Here is a 22,494-nt window from a genome sequence, read left to right on the forward strand (position 1 = left end):
GCGGCAAGTCATTGCCCGCAACGCGAAAAACGGGTGCGGCGGACGGGGAACGGGTAAGCGGCCCCGGATTGCGGGTAATCATGGAACCGCCGCTTGAGTGCAACGCGCGTGTAACATAGCGTGCCGGCCAGATCGCAGGGGTTGACGGGCACGATGGAGGTCGCACCAGGGTGAAGCTGATGGACGAGCCGATCCACACCAAGCTCGCCCCGCCGATGTGGCTGGGGAACCAGATCCGGCGCGACATGCTGCTCGCCCGTCTCGATACCGCGCTCGATCGTCGGCTGACGCTGATCCAGGCGCCCGCGGGCTACGGCAAGACCAGTCTGTTGGCACAGTGGCGCGCGCGCTTCGATCCGGCGCTGGTGCGGGTCGCTTGGCTGACGCTGGAACGCGACGACGCCGACCTCAAATACCTCGCCCGCTACATCACCCTGGCGCTCGACGAGACCGCGAACGGCGAGAGCGAGCGCAACGCCGCCTCGCTCCCGGCGCGGGCGGCGGTGTCCGCGGTCGTCAACCGGCTGGCGCGGGAGACCCTGCCCGTTGTCCTCATCCTCGACGATTACCACCATGCGGAGGGGCCGGAGGTGGACGCATTCGTCCGCGCGCTGATCCAGCTCGCCCCGGAGAATTGCCATTTCGTCATCGCATCGCGCGATTACCCCTGGCTCGGACAGTCGGCGCTCGCGGCCGAAGAGCAGCTGGTCGAGCTGACGGCAAGCGACCTGCGCTTTTCGACGCACGAGGCCGAAGCCCTGCTGGCACGCGCGCATGGCGAGGGGCTGGCTGATACGGAGGTCCGCAGCATCGTCGCGCGGACCGAGGGCTGGCCGATCGCCCTGCAACTCGCATCGCTCTCGCTCAAGCGCGGCGCGGCGCATCGCAGTTTGGTCGAACGGTTTCGCGGGCCCAGTTCCGAGCTTGCCCGATACCTGTCCGAACAGGTGCTGATGACGATGCCGGAGGAAACGCGCGAGATCGTCGTGCGCACCGCGTTGCTGGATCGCCTGACCGGCGAAGCGGTCAATCTGTTGTGCGACCGCAACGACGGGTGGCTGGTGCTCGAACGGCTGGAGGAACAGGGAATGTTCCTGACCCCGCTCACGCCCGAGCGGCAGGCCTATCGCTATCACCAGCTGTTCGCCGAGCATCTGCGCGAACGGCTGGAGCGCGGCGACAGCGACCGATTTCGCGCGCTGCATCGGCGCATCGCGACCTGGTTTGCGGAGCGTGGCGAGACGGCGGAAGCGGTCGGCCATGCGATCCAGGGCGATGACGATGCGTTGCTGGCGACGATCGTCGAGGAGGCTGGCGGCTGGCGCCTGATCCCGCAGGGGCAGCAGGCGATGGTCGAGCGCGCGCTCGCCAAGCTGCCCGAAGCGATGGTGTCGGCCCGCCCCCGCCTCGCGCTCGCCCGCGTCTATCTCGAGATCAAGCGCGGCGAGATGAGCCATGCCCGCGCGGATTACGACCGCTGCGCGGCGAGTTTCGACCGCGCCGACCTGTCCGCCGACCAGCGCATCGAAGTCCGCGTCGTCGGGGACGTGCTGGCCGATTACGAGAATGAGCCGGTCGGCCTCGACGACCTGCTCTCACGTGAGGCGTTACTGCGGACGTTGCCGTCCAACGACCATCTGATTCTCGCCAATGTCTGCGAAACATTGGGCGCCAAATATTTCGAGGGCGGCTGGCTGGAGCGCGCGCTGGAGCCGACAGTGGCGGCGCGCGACCATTATCAGGCGATGGGGTCTCTCTACAGCGACCTGTTCACCCGCTTTCTCGAATCGCGCATCCGCCATGCGCAGGGACGGATGAAGGACGCCACCGCGATCCTGGCCACCGCGCGGGCGGAGATCGAAAGCAATTTCGGTCCGCGATCGGACCTGGCCGCCAATTGCGCGGCGTTCGAGGCGGGTCTTCTATACGAACAGGATCAGTCCGCCGCCGCGCTAGCCCTGCTCGACTGGGCGGTGCCGCATATGGAACAGTCCGATGGCTGGGCCGATGTCTATGTCGCCGGCTATCTCAGCGCGGCACGGGCTCACGCGGCCGAGGGGCGGATCGAAGACGCGCGCGCGATGACCGCGCGCGCCCGGCGACTGGCCGGACGGCGCGGCTTGCGACAGCTCGATCTGCTTGCCGCGCTGTGCGAGGTCGATCTGCTGATCGATCAGGATTTCGACGCTGCGCGCGTGGCTGCGGATTCGCTCGGCCTCGACGTGCTGGGTCGCGCCGATGCGGAGAATTCATCGGTACACCGTCCGGTCGTGACCGCGGCGCGGCTGTGTCTGGCCAAGTTCGCGCTGATCGACGGCGACCATGATACCGCGCTCGACATCCTGCGCGCGCTGCGCCGCTGGGCGGCCCAGCACGGCGCCGGGCGGCTGCTGATCGACGTCAACATCCTGATGAGCCACGGCCTGCGCGCCCTGGGCGAGAACGAGGCAGCGCAGGTCTGTTTCGACGATGCCGTCGGCACCGCGATGTTTCAGGGGTTCATCCGTCCGTTCATCGACCTGCGCCGGTTCGGCGAAGCGGGCATCGACGCGACACTGAATGGCGCAGCACAGCTCGACCGCTTCCGGGCGCAGTTCCTGAAGGGCATCGCCCGAACGCTGGCGGCCCGCCCCGTCAGCACATCGGCGCCCGGCGTCCTGAGCGACGCCGAGGCTGCGATCGTCGCGCATCTGAGCTTCGGCTATTCGAACAAGGAAATCGCGCGGCTGATCGGGATGTCCCCCGACACGGTCAAATACCGGCTCAAGTCGGTGTTCCGAAAGATCGGCGTGCAGAAGCGCCGCGACGCCGTGCGCGTGCTGCATGAGCGCGGTTTGATCGTCGGGGAGGCTCCGGCAATTCCGGAGTGACCCGGGCGGCCTATCGCCCCTTCCCCCACCCGTCTTGCCGGCTTACCCGTCTTCCCCGCCACTTACCCTGAAAACCGCATGGTTCCCGGCGTGACATGGGTTTGAATGCAATCGGGAGGATTGGCGCCGCCACCGGACAGAAACGGGGCCGCCGACCATACACAAGCTTGGGGAAGGGGTTCAGATAATGAGGAAGCACCACGAAGTTCAGACCAAGGCCGGCACCCGCGCGATGCGCCGGATCGCCCTGCTGACGGCCTGTTGCGCGATCGCCCTGCCCGGGCTTGCCGCGGCGCAGGACGGTGGCGAGAACGAGGATGACGTGACGGTCATCGGCACGCGCGCGCAGACCGGCACGAAGACCGACGCAGCGCTGACCGAGGTCCCACAGTCGATCAGCATCATCTCTGCGCAGGAGTTCAACGATCGCGCGGCCGTCAACCTTCAGGACATCATCCGCTATAGTGCGGGCGCCAGCAGCGAGCTGAACGGCGTCGACACGCGCGGCGACTTCCTCGCGGTCCGCGGCACCGGCGCCGAGCAGTACCTGGACGGCCTGAACCGCATGCCCGGCTTCATCTATGGCGGCCGCATCGAAATCTTCACCGTCGAGAGCGCCGAACTGCTGCGCGGTCCTTCGTCGACGCTGTACGGCGGCGGCGGCGCGGGCGGCATCCTCAATTCGATCAGCAAGAAGCCGCGGGAAACCTTCGGCGGCGAAATCGGCCTGATGGGCGGCACCGACGATTACAAGCAGCTTCAGCTCGACGTCACCGGCCCGCTGGCCGATGGCGTTTCCGCGCGCCTCGTCGGCCTGGTCCGCGACGCCGACCTGCAGCAAAAGGGGCAGAAGAACGACCGGGTCGTCGTGATGCCGTCGGTCACGCTGCGGCCCGGCGCCAACACCGAAGTGACGTTCATCGGCCTGTATCAGCGCGACAAGCTCGGCAGCCAGACCTATCTGCCGACCAGCAAGACCATCGACGGCAGCGGCGCGACCAAAATCTCCGACGATTTCTATCTCGGCGAGCCGGACTTCAACCACACCTTCGCCAGCCATTATGCGCTGACGATGCTGATCTCGCACCGCTTCAACGACGTTCTTGCGTTCAACAGCCGCACCCGCGCGTTCGAGCAGGATACCGACTATCAGGAAGTGTTCGGCTATACCGGTTTCGGCGGCGCCTATGCCGATGCCGGGCGGACGGTTGCAAACCGCGCCTGGTATCTCAATCGCGCCAAATATTCCGGCCTCAGCAGCGATAACAATGTCGTGCTGAGCTTCAGCACGGGCCCGCTCGAGCACCAGATTCTCGCCGGCTTCGACTATACCGAATTCCGCGAGGACAAGGAGGAAGGCTTCGGCGCGGCGCCCGGCCTCAACCTCTACAACCCGGTCTATGGCGTGCCCTTTGCCACCGGCGTGGGCTGGACCACCGACACCAAGAACACCCAGCTTGGCTTTTACGCGCAGGAGCAGATCCGCGCATGGGACCGCGTCTCGCTGGTCTTTGGCGCACGGCACGACAAGGTGAAGTCGAACGTGAACGGGTTCCAGAACCCGGACAACGAAGCGTGGACGTTCCGCGCCGGGATCATCGGCGATGTGGTGAAGGGCGTGTCGCCCTATTTCAACTATTCGGAATCCTTCCTGCCGGTGTTCGGGTCGAACTTCTTCGGCGTTGCCTATGTCCCGCGCACGGGGCGGCAATATGAGGCGGGCGTCAAGTTCCAGCCCCACTCGCGCATGCTGCTGACGGTCGCGGCGTATGACATCAAGGAAAACAACGTCCTGATCGCCGACCCGAATGAGCTTCAGAACTTCATTCAGGGCGGATCGACGCGGTCGCGCGGGATCGAGGCTGAGGCGCGGATCAAGCTGCCCGGCGCGTTCGACCTGACCGCATCGTACAGCTACACGCGTGCGGAATATCTGGTGGTCGATGGCCGCCAGCGTGGCGACCGGCGCGAGAACCTGCCCGAGCATCAGGCATCTGCTTGGGCGACCAAGGGCTTCGATCTGGGCGGCGATCTGCGCGCAAAGATCGGCGGCGGCGTGCGCTATCAGGGCGACAAGGTCAGCTTCAACCAGCTCTACACCATCGATCCGGTGACGCTGTTCGATGCGATGGCCGAACTCAGCTACGGCAAATGGTCGCTGTCGGTGAACGCCGCGAACCTTGGCAACGAACGGGTCTACACCAATTGCAGCTATGACAGCTCACCGACGGTGCAGGAGGGTTATTGCTATCTCGGCAAGGACCGCACCGTGCTGGCGTCACTGCGCCGCAAGTTCTGACACCCCAGGATCCGGGCCGGGGCCGCGATGCGGTTCCCGGCCCCTGTTTGTTTACGGAAGGACGATGATGCCAACCGCCGCTACTCTTACCGCCCGGCTGACCCTTGGCCTGTTGCTCGCATCCGGCGCGACCGGCGCCGCGTTTGCCGGACAGAAGCGCGTGCCGGCGGACACCATCATCACCAATGCGCGCGTCTACACCGTCGACAAGGCACGGCCCTGGGCCGAGGCAGTGGCGATCCGCGATGGCAAGATCGTCGCGGTCGGGACCAAGGCGACAGTCGAAAAGCTGAAAGGAAGCACCACGCGGGTCGTCGATCTCGGCGGGCGTCTGGTCATGCCGGCGTTCGGCGACGCGCATGCCCATCCCCTGTTCGGCGCATTGTCCTTTACGCGCTGCTCGCTGCACAATGGCAAATCGATCGCGGACTATCAGGCGATCATCCGCAAATGCATCGCCGACAATCCCGGCACCGGCACCATCTATGGCGCGGGCTGGGAGGATTCGCTGTTCCCGCCCAATGGCGTCCCCCACAAGAAATATCTGGACGCCGTCTCGACTGATCGCGCGCTAATCTTCGATTCCGTCGGTGGTCACACCAACTGGGTCAATTCGAAGGCGCTGGAACTGGCGGGCATCACCAAGGATACCCCTGATCCCGTCAATGGCACGATCGACCGCGATCCCGCCACGGGCGAGCCGATCGGCAGTTTGCAGGAATCGGCGCAGGGGTTGGTCCAGAAGCTGATCCCGCCGGTGACCGACAAGAACATTCAGGACTCGGTCAAATACACCGCCAAGCTCTTCAACAGCCTGGGCATCGTCAGCTGGAACGATGCCGGGGTGAATTGGGAAGACGATGGCAGCAGCGCGATGATCGATGCATACAAAGCGGTGCACGACGCGGGGGAGCTGACCAGCTATGTCACCGTTTCGCTCACCTGGAAGAACGATAAGGGCATGGAGCAGTTGCCCGGCCTGCTCAGGGCCGCGGCGCGGGGCAACGCGCTGGGCGTGCCGACCCACACGGTCAAATTCTATGTCGACGGCGTAATCCCGCAAAAGACGGCGTACATGATCTCGCCCTATGAACACAGCCACGAACAGGGCAGCGCGCAGGTATCGCCGGAAACGCTGAAACAGGCGGTGACCGCTGTCGATGCGCGCGGCATGCACGCGTTCCTGCATGCGATCGGCGACAACGGGGTGCGCATCTCGCTCGACGCGATCGAAGCGGCGCGCACCGCCAATGGCAAAAAGCCGACGCACCACATGGTGACCCACCTCAACGTGGTCGATCCGGCGGATCAGCCGCGTTTCGGCAAGCTCGATACCTTCGCGCAGTTCCAGCCGACCTGGTCGTCCTGGTACCCTTATATGGAGCTGACCGAGCAGGCGATCGGCAAGGAGCGGATGAAGCATATCTACCCCGCCGGCAGCATCGTCCGCATGGGCGGAAAGCTTGCTTATGGCGCCGACTGGCCGGTGGCGACGGCCAACCCGCTCGAGGGGCTGGAGGTCGCGATGACCCGCCGCACCGCCGGCGACCCCAATGCCCGCCCGCTGGTGGCCGAGGAGGGCATTACCCTCGAACAGGCGATCGAGAGCCACACGCTCAACGTCGCCTATGTCAACGGCTTCGACAAGGTGACCGGGTCGATCACGCCGGGCAAGAATGCCGACCTGGTCGTGCTCGACCGCGACCTGTTCAAGATCCCGACGCATGAAATCGGAAAGACCAAGGTGCTGGTGACCCTGTTCAAGGGCAAGGCGGTATACGGGGCACTGGAGGCGGCGGGGAAGTAAGGCGCCCTGCCCATTGGCCAGTCCTCTAAAAGCATAGGGCCACCCCGGCACGAAACCGGGGTGGCCCTAATAGTTCGGGGTATCGCCCGGCCTAGGGCCAGGTCAGTGCGAAGCGGAGCGTGTCGGTGACTGCGCGCGCGGGGACGGTCATATGGCCTTCGTCCTTGTACACCATCGACTGGACGCGAAGGCCGTGCGCGGACAACGGCTCCATCCGCTTGGCGAACGCCTCGGCGTCCCAACGCTCGAGAACCGCTTCCTCCCGCTCGCCCGAGACGACAAGCAAGCGCGCGACCTGCCCGCCCTTCCCTGCCTGCAGCCGCGCGACAAAATCGCGCTCCTCACGACGCGTCAGTGCTTCGTGCCAGAACAGCGACGGGCTGGCCGCGATGATCGCGTGAAACGCGTCCGGCCGGGTGAACAGCGTGTGCGCGGCGAACAGCCCGCCGAGCGAATGGCCGAACAGCGACTGGCGCGCGGGGTTGGTCTTGTAGCGCTTGCCGATCTCGGTCCGCAGCTCGCCGGTCAGGAAGTCGAGAAACCGGTCCCAGCCGCCATTCTTCTCCTTGGCGTATTTGGCATAGGCGAGCGAGGTGGTTGGCACCCCGGTGAAGTCGTCGATCCGGCGCACGTCATAGGCCTGGTCCGTCGGATAGCCGACACCGACGACGATCATTTCCTGTCCCTTGGTCCATCCGATCATCCGGCGGGTTTCGGCGAAGCTGGCGAACAGCGCATTGCCATCGGTCACATATAGGACGGGAAAGCCGCCTTCGGGCGCCTCACCCTCGGGATAGGAGACGAAGATGCGATAGGTCGCGCCATGCGCCGCGCGCATGTCCCACGTCGCGGTGAACGGCATGGTATAGCCAGGTGCAGTCGGCACCGTCTGCGCATGGGCGGGAACGGGCGCGAGCGCCCCGGCAGCCAGGCACAGGCCCATCGTCGCAACCCGTCCGATCATCGCTTCATCCTCCTGCCCTGCATGTCGATTGCCACAGGCTAGGGTGAACGCGCATCAATCGGCAAACCCCGGCGCCGGGTAAGCGAGCGGCGTTCCGGGTAATCAGCCCGGAAAGGCGATCGGCGGCCAGCGATCGCCCCACGGGGCCGCAACCTCGAGCGCGCGGCCCAGCGCGAGCAACAGATCGTCGCCGCCGATGTCGGCGGAAAACATCACCCCAATCGGCACGCCATCCGCGTTATGCCCGAGCGGCAGCGAGATGCTGGGCGTCCCGGTCATATTGTGGAGCGGCGTATAGTTGACGAAGCCGAACAGCGCCTCGAACAGCGCGTCGGTCGGCCGCGTCGGCGCGAGTTCGCCCAATGGGGTGGCGATGCTCGCGGTCACCGGCGACAGCACGACGTCATAGCGTTGATGAAATGCCGTCAGCGCGTGGCCGGCCCGGTCGACCTGCGCCAGCGCCTCGGCAAGCCGCTCCGGAGTGACGGTGCCGCGACGCTCGGCCAGGCCGAGCGTCCAGGGCTCCAGCACCTCGCTCGCGCGGGCGCCATAATGGTCGACGATCTCGCCACCCAGATAGTCCCACAAGGTTGTGAACCCCGCGCGCAACGCGGCGCGGTCGATCGGCTGCTGCGCCGGTTCGACATGGTGGCCGAGTGTCGCGCACAGCGCGGCCGCGCGATGGATTGCCTCGGCAACTTCCGGGGATGGCCCGGCGCCGTCCAGGCCGGTGAGATCCAGCGCGATGCGAAGGCCGGGGCGCGGCGCATCGTCCAACGCCTTGTCCACCGGGCGCAACAGGCGGGCGGCCCAGATCGTGTCGCGCATCGACCGACCGTACAAGCCGTCGGAGCACAGAATGTCATCGACCAGATTGTGCGCACGCGCGCGGACGTTCCAGCCGCGACTGGGCTTGAATCCGATGATGCCACAATTGGCGGCGGGGATGCGGATCGACCCGCCCGCGTCGCTGGCCGTGGCAAAGGGCACGAGCCCCGCCGCAACCGCCGCCGCCGCGCCGCTGCTCGACCCGCCCGCGCTGCGGCTCAAATCCCACGGGGTGGCGGTCGCGCCATAAAGCGGGCCTTCGCAGCTCGCATTCAGTCCGAATTCGGGCATCGTCGACATGCCCACTGGGATCAACCCCGCCGCGTCGAGCATGCGGACCAGCGGGAACGCGCGGCGCGCGACCTCCCCCTGTCTTGCACGCGATCCGGCCTCGCACGGGAAGCCGGGATATTCGAGCGACGCCTTGAGCAGATACGGGACGCCCGCCATCGGCGCAGCGCGGTCGATCCGCGCGGCAGCGGCGCGGCCATGGTCGAATGCGCGCGCGGCGATCGCGTTAATCGGACCGTTCACCGCCTCGATCCGGGTGATCGCCGCCTCGACCAGCGCGTCGGGCGCGACCTGCCCCGTTCGTACCAGTTCCGCCTGGCCATGCCCGTCCAGCCGGGCGATCGCGTTCGCTGTCTCAATCTGCATCGTCATGTCCCCCTTCCAGCGTGGCGCGGCGGGCGCGTCCAGCCTCTCACCCGTTTTTGCGCCGCCCTTACCCGCTCGCGCGATCCGATCAGCCCGTGGCCGCGCGACCGTCAGGCTGTTGCACGGCGCTGCGCCCAGGGGAGCAGCAGGACCATCGTCGCCGCGATCAGTCCGCCAAGCCCCATCGTCAGCGATACGACGAGCAGGCTGCTCCCGCCCGCGAACAGCGCGCCGGCCACCACCGGACCGAGCGCCGATCCGCCGCGGCCGACCCCGATGACGAAGCCGGTGCCGCTCGCCCGCAACGCCGCCGGATAGGTCTGCGCCAGGATGGGATAGAGGCCGACGACGCCCGCATTGATGAAGAAAGCGGCGATCGCCGCAGTGAGCGACAGGCGCGTGAGATCGGCTCCGGCCAGACCGAACGCCCCGATCGCGACAAAGCCGACCAGCATCGACCCGGCGACCAGCGGGCGCAGGTCGAACCGCTGGCTGGCAAGGCCGATGACCACCGCGCCGGTGAGGTTGCCGACATTGGCCCAGACCAGCACTCCGCCCGCCTGCGCCGCGTCAAAGCCCAGGTCCACGACGATCTTCGGGATCCATTTCTGAATGTAGTAGAAGAACAGGATCTGCGCGAAATAGGCCACGGTCAGCAGGATCGTGACACCGGCATAGCTGCGCGAGAACAGCGATCCGATCGACGGCTTGACCACCTGAGCGGGCGGCGGCGGCAGGGCATCGACGGGTAGGTGACCCAGGCGGCCCAGCGTCCGATTGACGGTTTCCAGCGCCCCGGCGGGTCGACGCGCGATCAGCGATTCGATCGATTCCGGCAGCATGACAATGGCGAGGGGAATGGCCACGGTGCTGGCGACCGCGCCCAGCATGAACACCGATCGCCAGTCACCGGTCGAGGCGAGCAGCGCGGAGGCGACCAGTCCGCCCAGGATCGCTCCGGTCGAATAGCCGGCGATGTTGAGTGCGACGTTGAGCCCGCGGCGCTTGTCGTTCGAAAATTCCGCGACCATCGCGCTGGTCGAAGACAGCATGCCGCCAATGCCGATGCCGGTCACGAACCGGACGATGGACAGCATCGTCACCCCGCTCGCGAATGCGGCGGCGAACATGCCCAACGCCATGACAACCAGGCAACCCAGGATGGTCGGCCGCCGCCCGATCCGATCGGCGACATTGCCGATCAGCACCGATCCCGCCGCCATGCCGAACAGTTCCATCGACAGCACCACGCCCAGCGTCGCCCGGTCGATCCCCCACTCCGCCGCGATGCCGGGGGCGGCAAAGCTGATCGCCAGCACATCGAAGCCGTCCAGCGCGTTGAGCACGATGCACAGGGCAACGACGACGGACTGGCGCCAGTGCATCGGCGCGGCGGCGATCGCCGCGCGGGGATCGAGGGTCATATCGCTCTCCTGAGGGGCGCGTCCGTGCGCGCCGTGATGTGGTCACCCTTCCCCCGTCCCGCCGGGGAGGTGGCATCGCGCAGCGATGACGAGGTTACTTCAGCAGCTTCAACCGATCGGCGACCACCGCCGCCATGTCCGCTCGCCGATCGAGGCAGCGCGACACCGGCCCCACCACGACCAAGGACAGCAGCCGGCCCTCGCCGGGCAGCGGCATCGCGATGCCAGCCAGATCGGGGGTGTATTCGGTGTTGCTCTGGTGCCAGCCCATCGCCTCGGCCTCGGCGAGGCGTGCCTCGACTGCCTCCGGGCTGGCCGGGGTCGTCGGCGCATAGGCGATGAAGTCGATCTTGCGGTACAATTTTTCCCGCTCCGCGCGCGGCATGCGCGACAGCAGCGCCCGACCGGCCGAGGTGGCGTGGATCGGCACCCGATCGCCGACCCGCGCGAAATAGCGCACCGGCTGGCGCGACTCCGCCACGTCTACGAACGTTGCAAAGATGCCCGCCGGAGCGGAGATCGCAGCCGTTTCGCCGGTTGCCTCCATCAGATCGCGGGTCAGCGTCTGGAATTTCTCGGGCAACGGCTCGGCATTGGTCACCGCCTGCGCCAGCGTCAGCCAGCGCGGGCTGGGATAATAGCCGCCGCGCGCGCGCGGCTCGTAGAGATAGCCCATGCCGGCCAGCGTCCCGATCAGCTTGAACGTGCTCGAACGCGGCCAGCCAAGCTCGTCCGCCATCTCCGCCGGCGTGGCCGGTTTCAGGCGACGTGCGAAATACTCCAGAATCTCGAGCGCGTTGGCGGCTTGGCGGACGGTGGTCATAGCCTGATGTCTCGCTCCCGCCGCGCACTGTCAACGCGCCGTGAAGCCGCCATCGACCGGCAATGCAACGCCGGTGACGAAGCTCGCCTCGTCCGACGCCAGCCACAGCGCCGCGTCGGCGATCTCGCCCGCCTGGACCAGCCGGCCCATCGGCACATTGGCAATCAGCTTCGCCTCGTTCGCCGCAGCCTCGGCCGGGTCACCGCTGCGGCCGGTAAAGCCGGTCTTCATCGGCGTGTCGGCAAGGCCGGGACACACCACGTTGACGCGGATCCCATCGGCGGCAAGCGCGAGCGCAAGGCTCTTGGTCAGGCCGACCACCCCCCATTTCGCGGCGGAATAGATCGGGCTCATCATCGATCCGACCAGGCCGGAAACGGATGCGGTGAAGATGATCGATCCGCCGCCGCGCTTCCGCATATATGGGGCCACCTGCCCCGCGCCCAGCGCGGCGGAGGTGATGTTGAGGTCGATCGCGCGGCGATAGGCGTCGAGGTCGAGGTTCTCGACCGATGCCGGGCCGGGCATCCCGGCATGCGCCCACAGGATATCGGCACCGCCCAGCCATTGCGCGGCGGCATGGATGCTGCCCTTTGCCTGTTCGGGATCGAGGAGGTCGGCGGGGATTCCGGTCACCTTGTCCGCGCCGAATTCCGCAACGACGCCCTCAAGCGCCTCCGCACTGATGTCGATCGCGGCGACTTTCGCGCCCTCACGCACGAAGCGTTCGACGCCGGCGCGGCCCATGCCGGATGCAGCAGCGGTAACGATGGCAAGCTTGCCGTTCAGGCGCATATTGGTTTCCTCGGTTCTGCGGTGCCGACCAGCACCATCCGTCCAGCGAAGCCGGATCAAACAAACGGATCGGGGAATTTCCCGGTGGTGGAGACAATGGTGGTCTTGGTTTCGAGGAAGGGATCGAGCCCCTCGATCCCGTTCTCGCGGCCCCAGCCGCTTTGCTTCACCCCGCCATAGGGGGTGGACCAGCGGATGTAGCGATAGGTGTTGACCCAGACCATGCCGGCCTCGATCCGCGCCGCAACGCGATGGGCGCGGCCGGTATCCGACGACCACAGACCAGCCGCCAATCCATAGGGCGTGGAATTGGCGATGGCGACCGCTTCATCCTCGCCGTCGAAGGGAATGATCGCGGCGACCGGGCCGAAAATCTCCTCCTGCGCGATCCGCATGTCGGCGCGGACATCGGCAAAGACGGTTGGCTCGACGAAATAGCCGCCTGCCAACCCGTCGCGCTCGATGCGGTTGCCGCCCGTGACCAGCTGCGCACCCTCGGCTTGGCCAATGCCGACATAGGACAATGTCTTGTCGAGCTGCTGCGCATGCGCCTGCGGACCCATATGCGTCGCGGGGTCGAGCGGCATGCCGACGCGCACCCGCCCCGCGCGTTCCCGAAACGCCTCGACCACGCGATCATATACGGGGCGCTCGACCAGCACCCGGCTGCCCAGCGCGCAGCTCTGCCCGCACAATGCCCATGCCGAACCGGTCGCGGCATTGAGCGCATTCTCCAAATCCGCATCGGCAAAGATGATGTGCGGCGCCTTGCCGCCCAGCTCGAAGGTGCAGCGGGTCAGCGTGTCGGCGCCCGCCTTCAAGATCGTTTTGGCGGTCGATCCTTCCCCGGTGAAGCTGATCTTGGCGACATCGGGATGCGCGACCAGCCGCGCGCCCGCGACCGGGCCATCGCCGGGAACGACATTGACGACGCCGGGCGGGAACCCCGCCGCCTCGAACAGCTTCGCCAGCGCAAGTGACGAGGCCGGGGTCGACTCCGCAGGCTTGAGCACGACGGTGCAGCCCGCTGCCAGCGCCGGGCCCAGCTTCCACGCCGCCGCCATCATCGGCACATTCCATGGCGTGATCGCGCCGACCACCCCGACCGGATGCCGGGTGGTGAAGGCGTGGACGCTGTCGTCCATTGGGATCGTCCGCCCGCCAAGCTTGTCGGCGAGAGAGGCGAACCAGTGATAATATTGCGCGTGCAGCCCGATATCGCCGCGCGACTCCCGCACTGCGCGGCCATTGTCGCGCGTCTCGATCTGCGCCAGCGCATCGACCTGCGTCGCGTAGAGATCCGCGAATTTGCGAAGCAGCGCCGCGCGCTCCCATGGCGGCATTCGGCGCCACGGGCCGTCAAACGCTGCCTTGGCCGCCGCCACCGCGCGATCGATGTCCGCTGCGCCGCCCCAGGCGACATCGCCCCAGGGTTGCCCGGTCGCCGGATCGATGCTCGGTCGCACCCCGCCGTCGATCGGCGCAACCCATTCCCCGCCGATGAACAGCCTGTCGAAGCCAAACCCGTCGAACATCCCGACTCCATAATTTCCATTTGTGGACTCATTTGTCCCTGTATAGAAATTGAAGTCAAGACAAGGAGACGGGTAAATGCTTCCGCTGCTCAAGGGCATCCGGGTTGTCGAAGTGGGCGCGGTGGTGCTCGGACCCTATGCTGGCCAAATCCTCGCGGATCTGGGTGCGGAGGTGATCAAGGTCGAACCGCTGGAAGGCGATATCGCCCGCTACGCCCATCCCACGGGGCCTGACGGCGGCGCGCTGTTCGTCAACAACAACCGCAACAAGAGGATGCTCGCGCTCGACCTCAAAGCGGCCGACGGACGCGCGGCGCTGGCGCGACTGATCGCGCGTTCCGACGTGGTCTTCCATAATATGCGGATCGACGCGGCGGAGCGATTGGGGCTGGGCTTCGATGCGGTCGCCGCAATCAACCCCCGCATCATTCATTGCGCCGCGATCGGCTTTGGCCAGCGCGGTCGCTATCGCAACCGCCCGGCCTTCGACGACATCATCCAGGCGGCAAGCGGCATTGCCGGGCTCGGCACCGCGACCGGGGGCGACCCGCGCTTTGTCCCGACGATCCTGGCGGACAAGGTGGCGGCGCTGCACGCCGTCTATGGCATCCTCGCGGCCCTGGTGGCGCGGGCCAATGGGCGAACGGGCCCGATCCAGGTCGAGGTGCCGATGTTCGAGGCACTGGCGGCGTTCCTGCTCAACGAACATCTCGCGTCGGCAACCTTCGCTGCCGACGGCGCGGTGGGCTATCCCCGCATCCTCTCCCCCAATCGCCGTCCGTTCCGGACAGCCGATGGCTGGATCGCGGTGCTGCCGTATACCGACCGCCAATGGCGCGCCTTCCTGACCGGGATCGGGCGCGACGACGTCATCGCGCAGGACTGGTTCGCCGACCCGCGCCAGCGCCCCGCCCATATCGACACGCTCTACGCGCTGGTCGCCGACGCCCTGCCCGCGCGCACGACCGATGCGTGGATCGCAGCGCTGGAGGCGCTCGATGTGCCTTGTTCGCGAGTCGCGGAGCTGGGCGATGTGCTGAACGATCCGCATCTGGCCGAAATTGGCTTTTTCGCGGTTCCACCGCATTATCCCGAAGGGATTGCCCGCAGCCTCCCCCAGCCCGTGCTGTTTGAAGGAGTCGCGCAGTTCCCCGACACGCCGCCCCGCGCACGCGGCGCCGACAGCCGCCGGGTGCTACGCGACTGTGGCCTGGACGAGGAGCAGATCGAGCGGCTGATTCTGGCAGGTATAGTGAGCGAAGCGTAGCCTGCCCCTCACCTCGATCGCGCTGCGACCAGCGTGCCCAGAGGACGGCCCCGAAACCGATGCAGCGCCGGCGTGCTATGCAGTTCCCCTATTCGAGATCTGGCGCGCAGAAGGCCACTCGAACCGCGTCGACGGGAATGGCTGGCGTGATCTGCGTCATCCTAGCGCCCTCGTAAAACCGGGTGCTGGTGGACCTGCCCTGACGATCAAACCGCTCCGAATACTCAACTCGCTGCGTTTTCGCGAGGCAGTCGATCCGCCAGAGTTCCTTGACTGGGCCACTCGTGTAGACAGGGTTCTCGCTCGTATCAATTTCTACCCATAAAAGCTGGCGCCGCGCTGTGCCGGCATCGATGTCGCGAACCCTGATTTTCCATTTCGTGAGACCTTGCGTTCGGATCACCATCCATGCGTTCGCCAACTCTCGAGACGCTTCTCTCCCGACTTCGATCACAGGGTCGTTGTCGGGATCATATTCATCCACGCTCGCGGTCACGCTTCCGACTTGGGCCAAGTATATGATCGCAACGACGCCAAGCACCGGACACCTCACCCCTGTTGTGCTGGTTCGATGCAGGCGCACTCGAACAGTTTCAAGCCAAACCTGAAATCGTGCTCTGGCGACCCGGATGCGCCGGGATACGGCTGCGATGCCATACTAGGGCGCTGCGCAGTCCCAGCGGAAAGAGAGAAGTCCTACGTTTTTCCGACCGGTCGCGTCCGGGTGGAGGCGATTCGCCGCGCACTGAGGGCCTTAGCCATCCACCGGCGCGGTTACTTCGCATGTGTGCCGCACTGGGGCTGCTTCACAGCTTCGTGTGGGAGCAGGGCCAGCCCGCTAACGTGCTACAGCGAATGCACCAGAACTTGCTACAGCGGCGTTTTCCAAAACCGCAGAAAACCGACACTTTAAGATGGTGGTCGGGGAGACAGGATTCGAACCTGCGACATCCTGCTCCCAAAGCAGGAACGAACCGCGCATTTCTGCGGGGTCGCGGTGTAAACCGGGCGCGGATTGCTCCATGCGATTCCAATGGGTTGTCGAGCGGGTGTAAACTGGCGGCCGCCGCCCAGGCGGTGCGCTGATGTTCGTCGAAGGCCTCTTCATCGACGGTTTCGCCGGCGGCGGCGGTGCCAGCACCGGCATCGCCCAGGCCATCGGTCGCGACGTTGACATCGCGATCAACCACAGCCCGACCGCCATCGCGATTCACAAGGCGAACCATCCGACCGCCGATCATCACTGCACCGATATTCGGATGCCCTTCCTTCCGCGCCACGCGACGCGCGGTCGCCCCGTCGCGGGCGCATGGTTCAGCCCGGATTGCAAGGAATTCAGCAAGGCAAAGGGCGGGCCGGTCAAGGATCGCTCGATCCGCGCGCTGTGCTGGGAAGTGATCCACTGGCTTGAGCAAACCCGGCCCGTCGTCGGCTTCCTCGAGAATGTAGAGGAATTCGAATACGCCGCCCCGCTCGACAGCAACGGCGTGCCGATTGCCGACCAGAAGGGGCGGGAGTTCAAGCGGTTCGTCACCGCGATCCGCCGCCTCGGCTATCGCGTCGAATGGCGGGTGCTGATCGCCAGCCACTATGGCGCGCCGACCAGCCGCAAGCGCCTCTACATGATCATGCGCCGCGACGGGCTGCCGATCGTGTGGCCAAAGCCGACCCATGGCGCGCCCGACAGCGCGGCGGTCAAGGCGGGCAAGCTCCTGCCCTACCGCACCGCCGCCGAGTGCATCGACTGGTCGATCCCCTGCCCCTCGATCTTCGACCGCAAGCGCGAGCTCGCCGACGCGACCAAGCGCCGCATCGCCCATGGCGTGATGCGCTACGTCGTCAACGCGGCAAAGCCGTTCATCGTCGGCACCGCCTTCACCAACACGCGCGCCTCGCGCGTCTTCGATCCTGCGGATCCGCTGCGCACGGCGACTACGCAGCCGGAATATGGCGTCGTCGATTGCGAGCTCGCTCCGCACATCACCAAGTTCCACAGCACCGGCGTCGGCTCCGACATGGCAAACCCCATGCCGACGGTCACCGCGAACGGCCAACCCGCCCGCCCCGCCGGCGCAACGCCGCTGGGCATGGTCGGGGCGACCCTGATCCGCACCGGCCACGGCGAACAGGACAAGAGCGGGAAGCGGCGCGGGAAAGGTCACCACGATCTGCGCGACCCGGCGCCGACCGTCACCTCATCGCGCGATGAGGCGCTTGGCACGGCAAGCCTCGCCCCGATCATCACCTATGGCCAGCATGGCGGGGCAAGCCGCTCCGTCGATGAACCGCACCACACGGTTGCCGCGTCGAAGAAAGACACCAACGGCCTCGCCGCCGCGACCCTGATCAAGATGGGCAATGGCGAGCGCGACGGCCAGGCACCCCGCGCCCTCGATCCCGCCAAGCCGCTCGGCACCGTCACGGCCAAGGGGTCACAGGCGGCGGCGGTCACCGCCTTCCTGTCCAGCTTCCACACCAGCAACACCAACGGGGGGCGGGCCGATCCCCTGCAACCGCCCAAGACGGCCTGCGCCGGTGGCCAACATCACGCGATCGTCGCCGCCCATATCGAACAGGCGAACGGGGGTCCGCGCAACACGAACAGCGCCGGCCGCGCCGCCGATCGCCCACTCTCGACCGCGACGGCCAGCGGCTCGCAACAGCGCATCGTCGAAACGACGCTGATCGAGGAAGGCACGCTCCCGCCGGACATGATGGCCCGCGCCGTCCGCACCGCCGCCTTCCTGGTGCAATATTATGCGACCGATGGGGAGAACGAGGCTGCGCAAAGCCAGGCTGCCGACGTTCCGCTCCGGACGGTGACGACCAAGGCCCGCTTTGCCGTCGTCACCGTGACGATCGACGCGGTGACCTATGTCATCGTCGATATCGGCCTGCGGATGCTGAAACCCCGCGAGCTGGCCAACGCCCAGGGCTTCCCGCCCGATTACAAGCTCGATCCCATCGTACCCGTTATGCTGCGCGGCAAGCTGGTCGAACGCCCCCTGACCATCGCCGAACAGATCAGCGCGATCGGCAACAGCGTCTGCCCACCCGTCGCCCGCGCCCTGGTCGCGGCGAACTTGCCCAGCCGCGCTGCAGAGGATCTGGCCGCATGACCCGCCCCCGCATCCACACCTGGACCTGCCCCTGCGCCTTCCAGACCGACACGACCACCCCTGCCCCGCCGCGGTGCCGGGACTGCGGCAAATCGATGGAGCCGTGGCTGAGCCGGCACAGCGCCCGGAGCGGGGTGACGGTGGGGGATGTTGAGCGAATTCGAGGAGAACGGTTCCCATGACACAGGTAGATGAGGCGCTGAAGCCTTGCCCGTTTTGTGGCAGCGACGAGCATCTGTTTGTTGGCTGGGTGGGGTCTTTGACTGGGGATATGCCTGATCGGCCTTATCGGGTGAGTTGCAACAATCTCGACCACGACACCGTGACAGGTCCAGTCGCCTACGGTCGGCACGCCGCCATCGCCGCATGGAACACCCGCGCCACCCCCGCCCCTTCACAGACTGACACGCTGCGGTTGGCCCTGCTCCATACGCAGATGATGCTGGAGCAGATTGCGCATCTGAAATCGACGGACTTCGCAGAGGTGCATCGCCGCATCCTCGCCAACCGCAAAGCCCTCGGAGGCTCACATGACTGACACGATGGAGGCGGCTCTCCCGTCCGATATTGGTCGCCTTCACCTTGGCGAAGGCAAGTCGGACGGCGAGCGCCTTTGTTCTCACGGCCACGCGGTTCCCGAGGGCCATCCGCTCTACTGGCCGCAGCTGATGGGCCAGTATGACGACAGCGACCCGTATTGCCTCGAACACGCCATCGAATTGGCGGTGAGCGACAATAGCTGGTGCATTTGCAACGCCGGGGATTTGGCATGACTCACACGATGGAACAGCGGGAGGCGATCCGCGCGATTGTTCGTGGCGCACTGGCCGATGCCGCCGATCCGTGCGGTAACAGCGCATGGCGCATTGAGGAAGCAGCAGCCGAGGAGCTGCTCGCCCTCACCACTTCACCCCGTATCGAACAGGGGGAAGACGAGCGCTTCAAGGCGGCAATCCTGCTGACCTTCCCTGATCGCGACTTCGACGCAGACCCTTTACAGGAAGGCGAGCGCGGATATTGGCGGCCCGTCGCTGCCGCTCTGCTCACCTCCCTCACCGCTTCACCCGCGCGTGATCAGGGCGAGCAAACCGTTGTCGGAATCATCGAGCGCAAGAACGCGACGATCTTGGCGCTGGAAGAGCACTTGGCGGAGGCGGTGAAGGCGTTGAAGCCGTTCGCCGATGCTGGCGAATACCTAGACCTCGAAACCGATGGGTTTATGCCCGGCGACAAACTGCATGTGGCGCATGAAGACCACATCATCTTTGAGGGCTTGAGGTTCGGAGACTTTGAGGTTGCCCGCGCCGCCCTCTCTCGCCTGACGGGAGGGGAGTGATGGGCCCGATAAACGACCCATAGCGCCCAGCCCCCGACCTGCTACACTCCCCGCCATGAACCCGACTCTCGAACGCCTCGCCATGGCCCTCACCGAGAACGGCGCACATGCCGCGATCCGCATCGTCTTCCAGATGTCCACCGATGACGAACTGGTCGCGGCCTGGCAGCGTACCGACGGTCAGGCCGGTGATCCGATTGCTGATATCCTCGCCGTCGAAATGGAGCGCCGGGACATCGCCTTCTAGGCCATGGGCAAGAACCGCCACGGGGAGAGTTTCGTAAAGACCGCGTGTCGCACCATCGGCGGGCTTCTGCGGACCGAACGGACGATCAAGGCCAGCTGCATGGCCTGCAAGCGCGCGCACCCGTTCACGCCGGACCAGCTGCAGGCCATGCTCGATGCCCACGGGCCGGACTATCGTCTCTGCGGCCGCCGATATCGCTGCTCATCATGCCAGGGGTGGATGCGGCTGCACTATCAGGAAGGCGGGATGTGGTGGCCGCTGTGGGATGATGCGGACGTGTTGCGGTGGTCCGATAAGGATCGGCGGAGTTAGGGCTTCGGACAGTCGAGCGCCGCCCCATTCGCCACCGCCCATCGACAGATGCGCGCCACGCTAGCCCAGCCCCGCCGCCCCCACGCCTCATGCTCGGCACGGTAGCGCTCGTCGGCCTTCGCGTCCGTCACGATGTCGTCGCCGGGGACAGGCTCCGGCTCAACTGCCAGATCGGCACGCGGCGGGAAGAGCGGCTTCACTTCGACCCGCTGCGCGCAACCGCTGGCAAGCAGCATTGATCCGCACAGCAGCGTCATTGTCACCTTGGATCGCATCGACCTGTTCCTTCTGCTTGGCATCGATAGCGGCCTTGTCGGTGGCCCGCTCTTCGGATGCCGTCTCTTTTGCCCCAGCGTCGCGCGTGGTAGCCTTTTCGTTCGCCTTCGACGTTGCCAGCGCATGACGCGCTCTTTCGTCTGAAACGCCGTCACAGCGGCCCAGCGTGAATGCCAGGGCGATCAGTGCTGCGCCGATGATGTAGGGAATGGCTGGCGCGACGAGTTCAGCCGCGTGCTTGCCGATGATCGTGGTGAGGATGCCGATCATGGCTTAGCCCCCCGCAACAGCTGCAGCACCCCAGCAACCGCCTGCCCGCCGAACAGCACGCCAACGAGGATGTAGAGCTCGACCGGATAGGCGCGCAGCAAAGCGGCCATGGCAGAAGCCATGCGAATCCCGGCGCCGGGAACGAACGCCTCCACAGCGCCGACAATGACGGTTCCCATGCCCATCGTCACGACGCCCAGCGCCCATAGCAGCGCCGGACGCGCGAGCCGGATCAGCGCGGCTTGCCAACCTGGTGTGTCGGCGGTGTTCCAGGCATCGGACTGGGCGTGGCCCTCTGCGCTTTGGTCGGGGGTCATGCCACGCGCGTCCTGAGCCAGCCGTAGAGAAAGGCTTCGTTCGCAGGCCTGCCCCGCGCCAGTTCGATATATCGCGCGCCCTGCATCGCGTTGAGCGCCTTGAGCATCACCGTGTCCGCCTCTGCCCCGCGTGCCTTGCGGTAGGCTCGGAAGGCGTTGAGCGTGGCGGGGCCGATGTCGCCATCCTCGCCAATGTCGGCATACAGCTTGCCGCCGTCGTTCAGCCCGTTGAGTGCCATCTGGAACCAGCGCGCGGGGACAGCCTGGCCCATGTTGACGCCGGTGTCGAACAGCTCTTCGCCGACCGCCGGGCTGATCTCTGCCACAGCCGCAAAGCCGGGACGGATGGCGTATTCCTGGCGATAGATGGCAACCGCCGTTTCGCGCGGGAGGTCGCGCATGTCGCCCTTGTAACCATTCCGGCGCGCGACGTGTTCGGTGATGCCCCAGCGCGTTGGGCCTCCGCGATCGGCGGGATGGTTGCTGTAGCCGCCTTCCTTGCCGATGGTGGCCTCGATCATTGCCTCGATCGTCATTTCTCACCTCGCTTCAGTTCCTCGAGCGTCGTCAGCCGCTCCTCGATCTTTTCCAGTCGCGCGCCGGTGGTATCCTGCTGTTGCCGCTCATCCATGCGCGCGACCGTGATCTGCAGCGCGTTGAGCGTAGAGACGCCCCAGATGACGCCGCTGGTCACGACAAGGGTCAGCACTGCAGCGCCGATCGATCCCCACAGCTTTAGCGCTGGCGGCATTTCGGCTTTGACCGGGGGCAGCAGATGCTCCTGCGTGAATCGCTTGATCGTCGCCTCCGCGACCTGCTCCGCGACCATGCGGACCTGCGCTGCGTTTCCGGAATCGTTCATGCCGCCACCATCCGATTGAGATTGTCGCGACCCCCGCCGCGCCAGTTGCGCGCCATTCCGGCCGCGCGCTTCCAGTCCGCGCCGCACGCCAGGACCGCGAGCTGCGCTATGACCATCCACCAGACGGCCCACCATGCGTCATAGTGCGACATCACGCCCGCGAGCCGCAGCGCGTCGACCAGCAGCATCGGTGCAAACAGCGCCAGCACCACCGCGCAGAAATGGCTGCGCATCAAGGGGAAGTGCAGCGCGCAGGACAGCGCCGCGCTGTGCCAGAGCAGGTTCACGTCAGCTTCGGACAACCCCGCCTTCCGCGCCAGCAACCCGAGCGCGTAGCAGCCCGCATACACCGCAGCGAACCGGTGGAACGGGCCGACTAGCGCGGCGGTGGCGATCATCGCCAGTTGCAGCGTGAAAAGCGGGGTCATCGGTCAATTGTTCGGCACTTCCGGATCTTCGGGATCCCGCGGAGGCGGCGGGGGAGGC

23 protein-coding genes are annotated in these 22,494 nt (G+C 66.2%); 10 read left to right on the plus strand and 13 right to left on the minus strand.

Going from position 1 to position 22,494, the window contains the following annotated elements:
- Positions 1–179: 179 nt before the first annotated feature.
- The 3 genes from ACO05N_RS13950 (at position 180) to ACO05N_RS13960 (ending at position 6,976) form a co-directional block, all read left to right on the plus strand.
- Positions 180–2,870 (plus strand): LuxR C-terminal-related transcriptional regulator, encoded by a 2,691-nt coding sequence (locus tag ACO05N_RS13950; RefSeq protein ID WP_422058758.1) that lies wholly within the window; start codon positions 180–182, stop codon positions 2,868–2,870.
- Positions 2,871–3,057: 187 nt separating this feature from the next.
- Positions 3,058–5,169, plus strand: coding sequence for a TonB-dependent siderophore receptor (locus tag ACO05N_RS13955; protein WP_422057675.1), 2,112 nt, complete (start codon positions 3,058–3,060; stop codon positions 5,167–5,169).
- Between the two features lie 67 nt (positions 5,170–5,236).
- A complete protein-coding gene (locus ACO05N_RS13960; protein WP_422057676.1) occupies positions 5,237–6,976 on the plus strand; it encodes an amidohydrolase in 1,740 nt (579 codons plus the stop codon).
- 91 nt (positions 6,977–7,067) lie between these two features.
- Here ACO05N_RS13960 and ACO05N_RS13965 read toward each other — a convergent pair whose 3' ends face one another.
- The 6 genes from ACO05N_RS13965 to ACO05N_RS13990 form a co-directional block, all read right to left on the minus strand.
- Positions 7,068–7,940 (minus strand): alpha/beta hydrolase, encoded by an 873-nt coding sequence (locus ACO05N_RS13965; RefSeq protein WP_422057677.1) that lies wholly within the window; start codon positions 7,938–7,940, stop codon positions 7,068–7,070.
- A 102-nt stretch (positions 7,941–8,042) separates the two neighbouring features.
- Positions 8,043–9,431 carry an amidase family protein gene (locus ACO05N_RS13970; protein ID WP_422057678.1) on the minus strand — a complete coding sequence of 463 codons (1,389 nt, stop codon included), beginning with the start codon at positions 9,429–9,431 and terminating at the stop codon, positions 8,043–8,045.
- Between the two features lie 104 nt (positions 9,432–9,535).
- Positions 9,536–10,849, minus strand: coding sequence for an MFS transporter (locus ACO05N_RS13975; protein ID WP_422057679.1), 1,314 nt, complete (start codon positions 10,847–10,849; stop codon positions 9,536–9,538).
- A gap of 94 nt (positions 10,850–10,943) precedes the next feature.
- Entirely contained in the window at positions 10,944–11,672 is a 729-nt protein-coding gene (locus ACO05N_RS13980) for an IclR family transcriptional regulator (protein ID WP_422057680.1), read from the minus strand.
- A gap of 30 nt (positions 11,673–11,702) precedes the next feature.
- Positions 11,703–12,467, minus strand: coding sequence for an SDR family NAD(P)-dependent oxidoreductase (locus tag ACO05N_RS13985; RefSeq protein WP_422057681.1), 765 nt, complete (start codon positions 12,465–12,467; stop codon positions 11,703–11,705).
- Positions 12,468–12,523: 56 nt separating this feature from the next.
- The gene (locus tag ACO05N_RS13990) at positions 12,524–14,002 is read right to left on the minus strand and encodes an aldehyde dehydrogenase (RefSeq protein ID WP_422057682.1); all 1,479 of its coding nucleotides are present in this window, start codon (positions 14,000–14,002) and stop codon (positions 12,524–12,526) included.
- A 76-nt stretch (positions 14,003–14,078) separates the two neighbouring features.
- Between ACO05N_RS13990 and ACO05N_RS13995 the strand changes: the two genes are divergently transcribed.
- Positions 14,079–15,269, plus strand: a complete 1,191-nt coding sequence (locus tag ACO05N_RS13995) for a CaiB/BaiF CoA transferase family protein (protein ID WP_422057683.1) — start codon at positions 14,079–14,081, stop codon at positions 15,267–15,269.
- An 88-nt stretch (positions 15,270–15,357) separates the two neighbouring features.
- Here the strand turns inward: ACO05N_RS13995 and ACO05N_RS14000 are convergent, their stop codons facing one another.
- Positions 15,358–15,765, minus strand: coding sequence for a hypothetical protein (locus tag ACO05N_RS14000; protein ID WP_422057684.1), 408 nt, complete (start codon positions 15,763–15,765; stop codon positions 15,358–15,360).
- A gap of 589 nt (positions 15,766–16,354) precedes the next feature.
- Between ACO05N_RS14000 and ACO05N_RS14005 the strand changes: the two genes are divergently transcribed.
- The 6 genes from ACO05N_RS14005 to ACO05N_RS14030 all read left to right on the plus strand — a co-directional run bounded on the left by ACO05N_RS14005 (position 16,355) and on the right by ACO05N_RS14030 (position 20,283).
- Positions 16,355–18,388, plus strand: coding sequence for a DNA cytosine methyltransferase (locus ACO05N_RS14005; RefSeq protein ID WP_422057685.1), 2,034 nt, complete (start codon positions 16,355–16,357; stop codon positions 18,386–18,388).
- Between the two features lie 178 nt (positions 18,389–18,566).
- The gene (locus ACO05N_RS14010; protein ID WP_422057686.1) at positions 18,567–18,926 is read left to right on the plus strand and encodes a hypothetical protein; all 360 of its coding nucleotides are present in this window, start codon (positions 18,567–18,569) and stop codon (positions 18,924–18,926) included.
- A complete protein-coding gene (locus ACO05N_RS14015; protein WP_422057687.1) occupies positions 18,919–19,161 on the plus strand; it encodes a hypothetical protein in 243 nt (80 codons plus the stop codon). The genes ACO05N_RS14010 and ACO05N_RS14015 overlap by 8 nt, the downstream gene beginning before the upstream one ends.
- Positions 19,158–19,724, plus strand: a complete 567-nt coding sequence (locus tag ACO05N_RS14020) for a hypothetical protein (RefSeq protein ID WP_422057688.1) — start codon at positions 19,158–19,160, stop codon at positions 19,722–19,724. The genes ACO05N_RS14015 and ACO05N_RS14020 overlap by 4 nt, the downstream gene beginning before the upstream one ends.
- Before the next feature lie 55 nt (positions 19,725–19,779).
- Positions 19,780–19,971: a hypothetical protein gene (locus ACO05N_RS14025; protein ID WP_422057689.1), complete on the plus strand. Its 192-nt coding sequence runs from the start codon at positions 19,780–19,782 to the stop codon at positions 19,969–19,971.
- A 3-nt stretch (positions 19,972–19,974) separates the two neighbouring features.
- Positions 19,975–20,283 carry a hypothetical protein gene (locus tag ACO05N_RS14030; RefSeq protein ID WP_422057690.1) on the plus strand — a complete coding sequence of 103 codons (309 nt, stop codon included), beginning with the start codon at positions 19,975–19,977 and terminating at the stop codon, positions 20,281–20,283.
- Here the strand turns inward: ACO05N_RS14030 and ACO05N_RS14035 are convergent.
- From ACO05N_RS14035 to ACO05N_RS14060, 6 genes are read right to left on the minus strand one after another with little or no spacing between them, the layout of a single operon-like run.
- Positions 20,280–20,483 (minus strand): hypothetical protein, encoded by a 204-nt coding sequence (locus ACO05N_RS14035; protein ID WP_422057691.1) that lies wholly within the window; start codon positions 20,481–20,483, stop codon positions 20,280–20,282. The genes ACO05N_RS14030 and ACO05N_RS14035 overlap by 4 nt on opposite strands.
- Positions 20,443–20,829 (minus strand): hypothetical protein, encoded by a 387-nt coding sequence (locus ACO05N_RS14040; protein WP_422057692.1) that lies wholly within the window; start codon positions 20,827–20,829, stop codon positions 20,443–20,445. The genes ACO05N_RS14035 and ACO05N_RS14040 overlap by 41 nt, the downstream gene beginning before the upstream one ends.
- Entirely contained in the window at positions 20,826–21,146 is a 321-nt protein-coding gene (locus ACO05N_RS14045; RefSeq protein ID WP_422057693.1) for a hypothetical protein, read from the minus strand. Before ACO05N_RS14045 ends, ACO05N_RS14040 begins: the two co-directional genes overlap by 4 nt.
- The gene (locus tag ACO05N_RS14050) at positions 21,143–21,682 is read right to left on the minus strand and encodes a glycoside hydrolase family 108 protein (protein WP_422057694.1); all 540 of its coding nucleotides are present in this window, start codon (positions 21,680–21,682) and stop codon (positions 21,143–21,145) included. Before ACO05N_RS14050 ends, ACO05N_RS14045 begins: the two co-directional genes overlap by 4 nt.
- A complete protein-coding gene (locus ACO05N_RS14055; protein ID WP_422057695.1) occupies positions 21,679–22,008 on the minus strand; it encodes a hypothetical protein in 330 nt (109 codons plus the stop codon). The genes ACO05N_RS14050 and ACO05N_RS14055 overlap by 4 nt, the downstream gene beginning before the upstream one ends.
- Positions 22,005–22,436, minus strand: a complete 432-nt coding sequence (locus tag ACO05N_RS14060; RefSeq protein ID WP_422057696.1) for a hypothetical protein — start codon at positions 22,434–22,436, stop codon at positions 22,005–22,007. Before ACO05N_RS14060 ends, ACO05N_RS14055 begins: the two co-directional genes overlap by 4 nt.
- Positions 22,437–22,494: the final 58 nt, after the last annotated feature.

This window comes from Sphingomonas sp. (assembly GCF_965227385.1).
In the GTDB taxonomy this organism is placed as follows: domain Bacteria; phylum Pseudomonadota; class Alphaproteobacteria; order Sphingomonadales; family Sphingomonadaceae; genus Sphingomonas.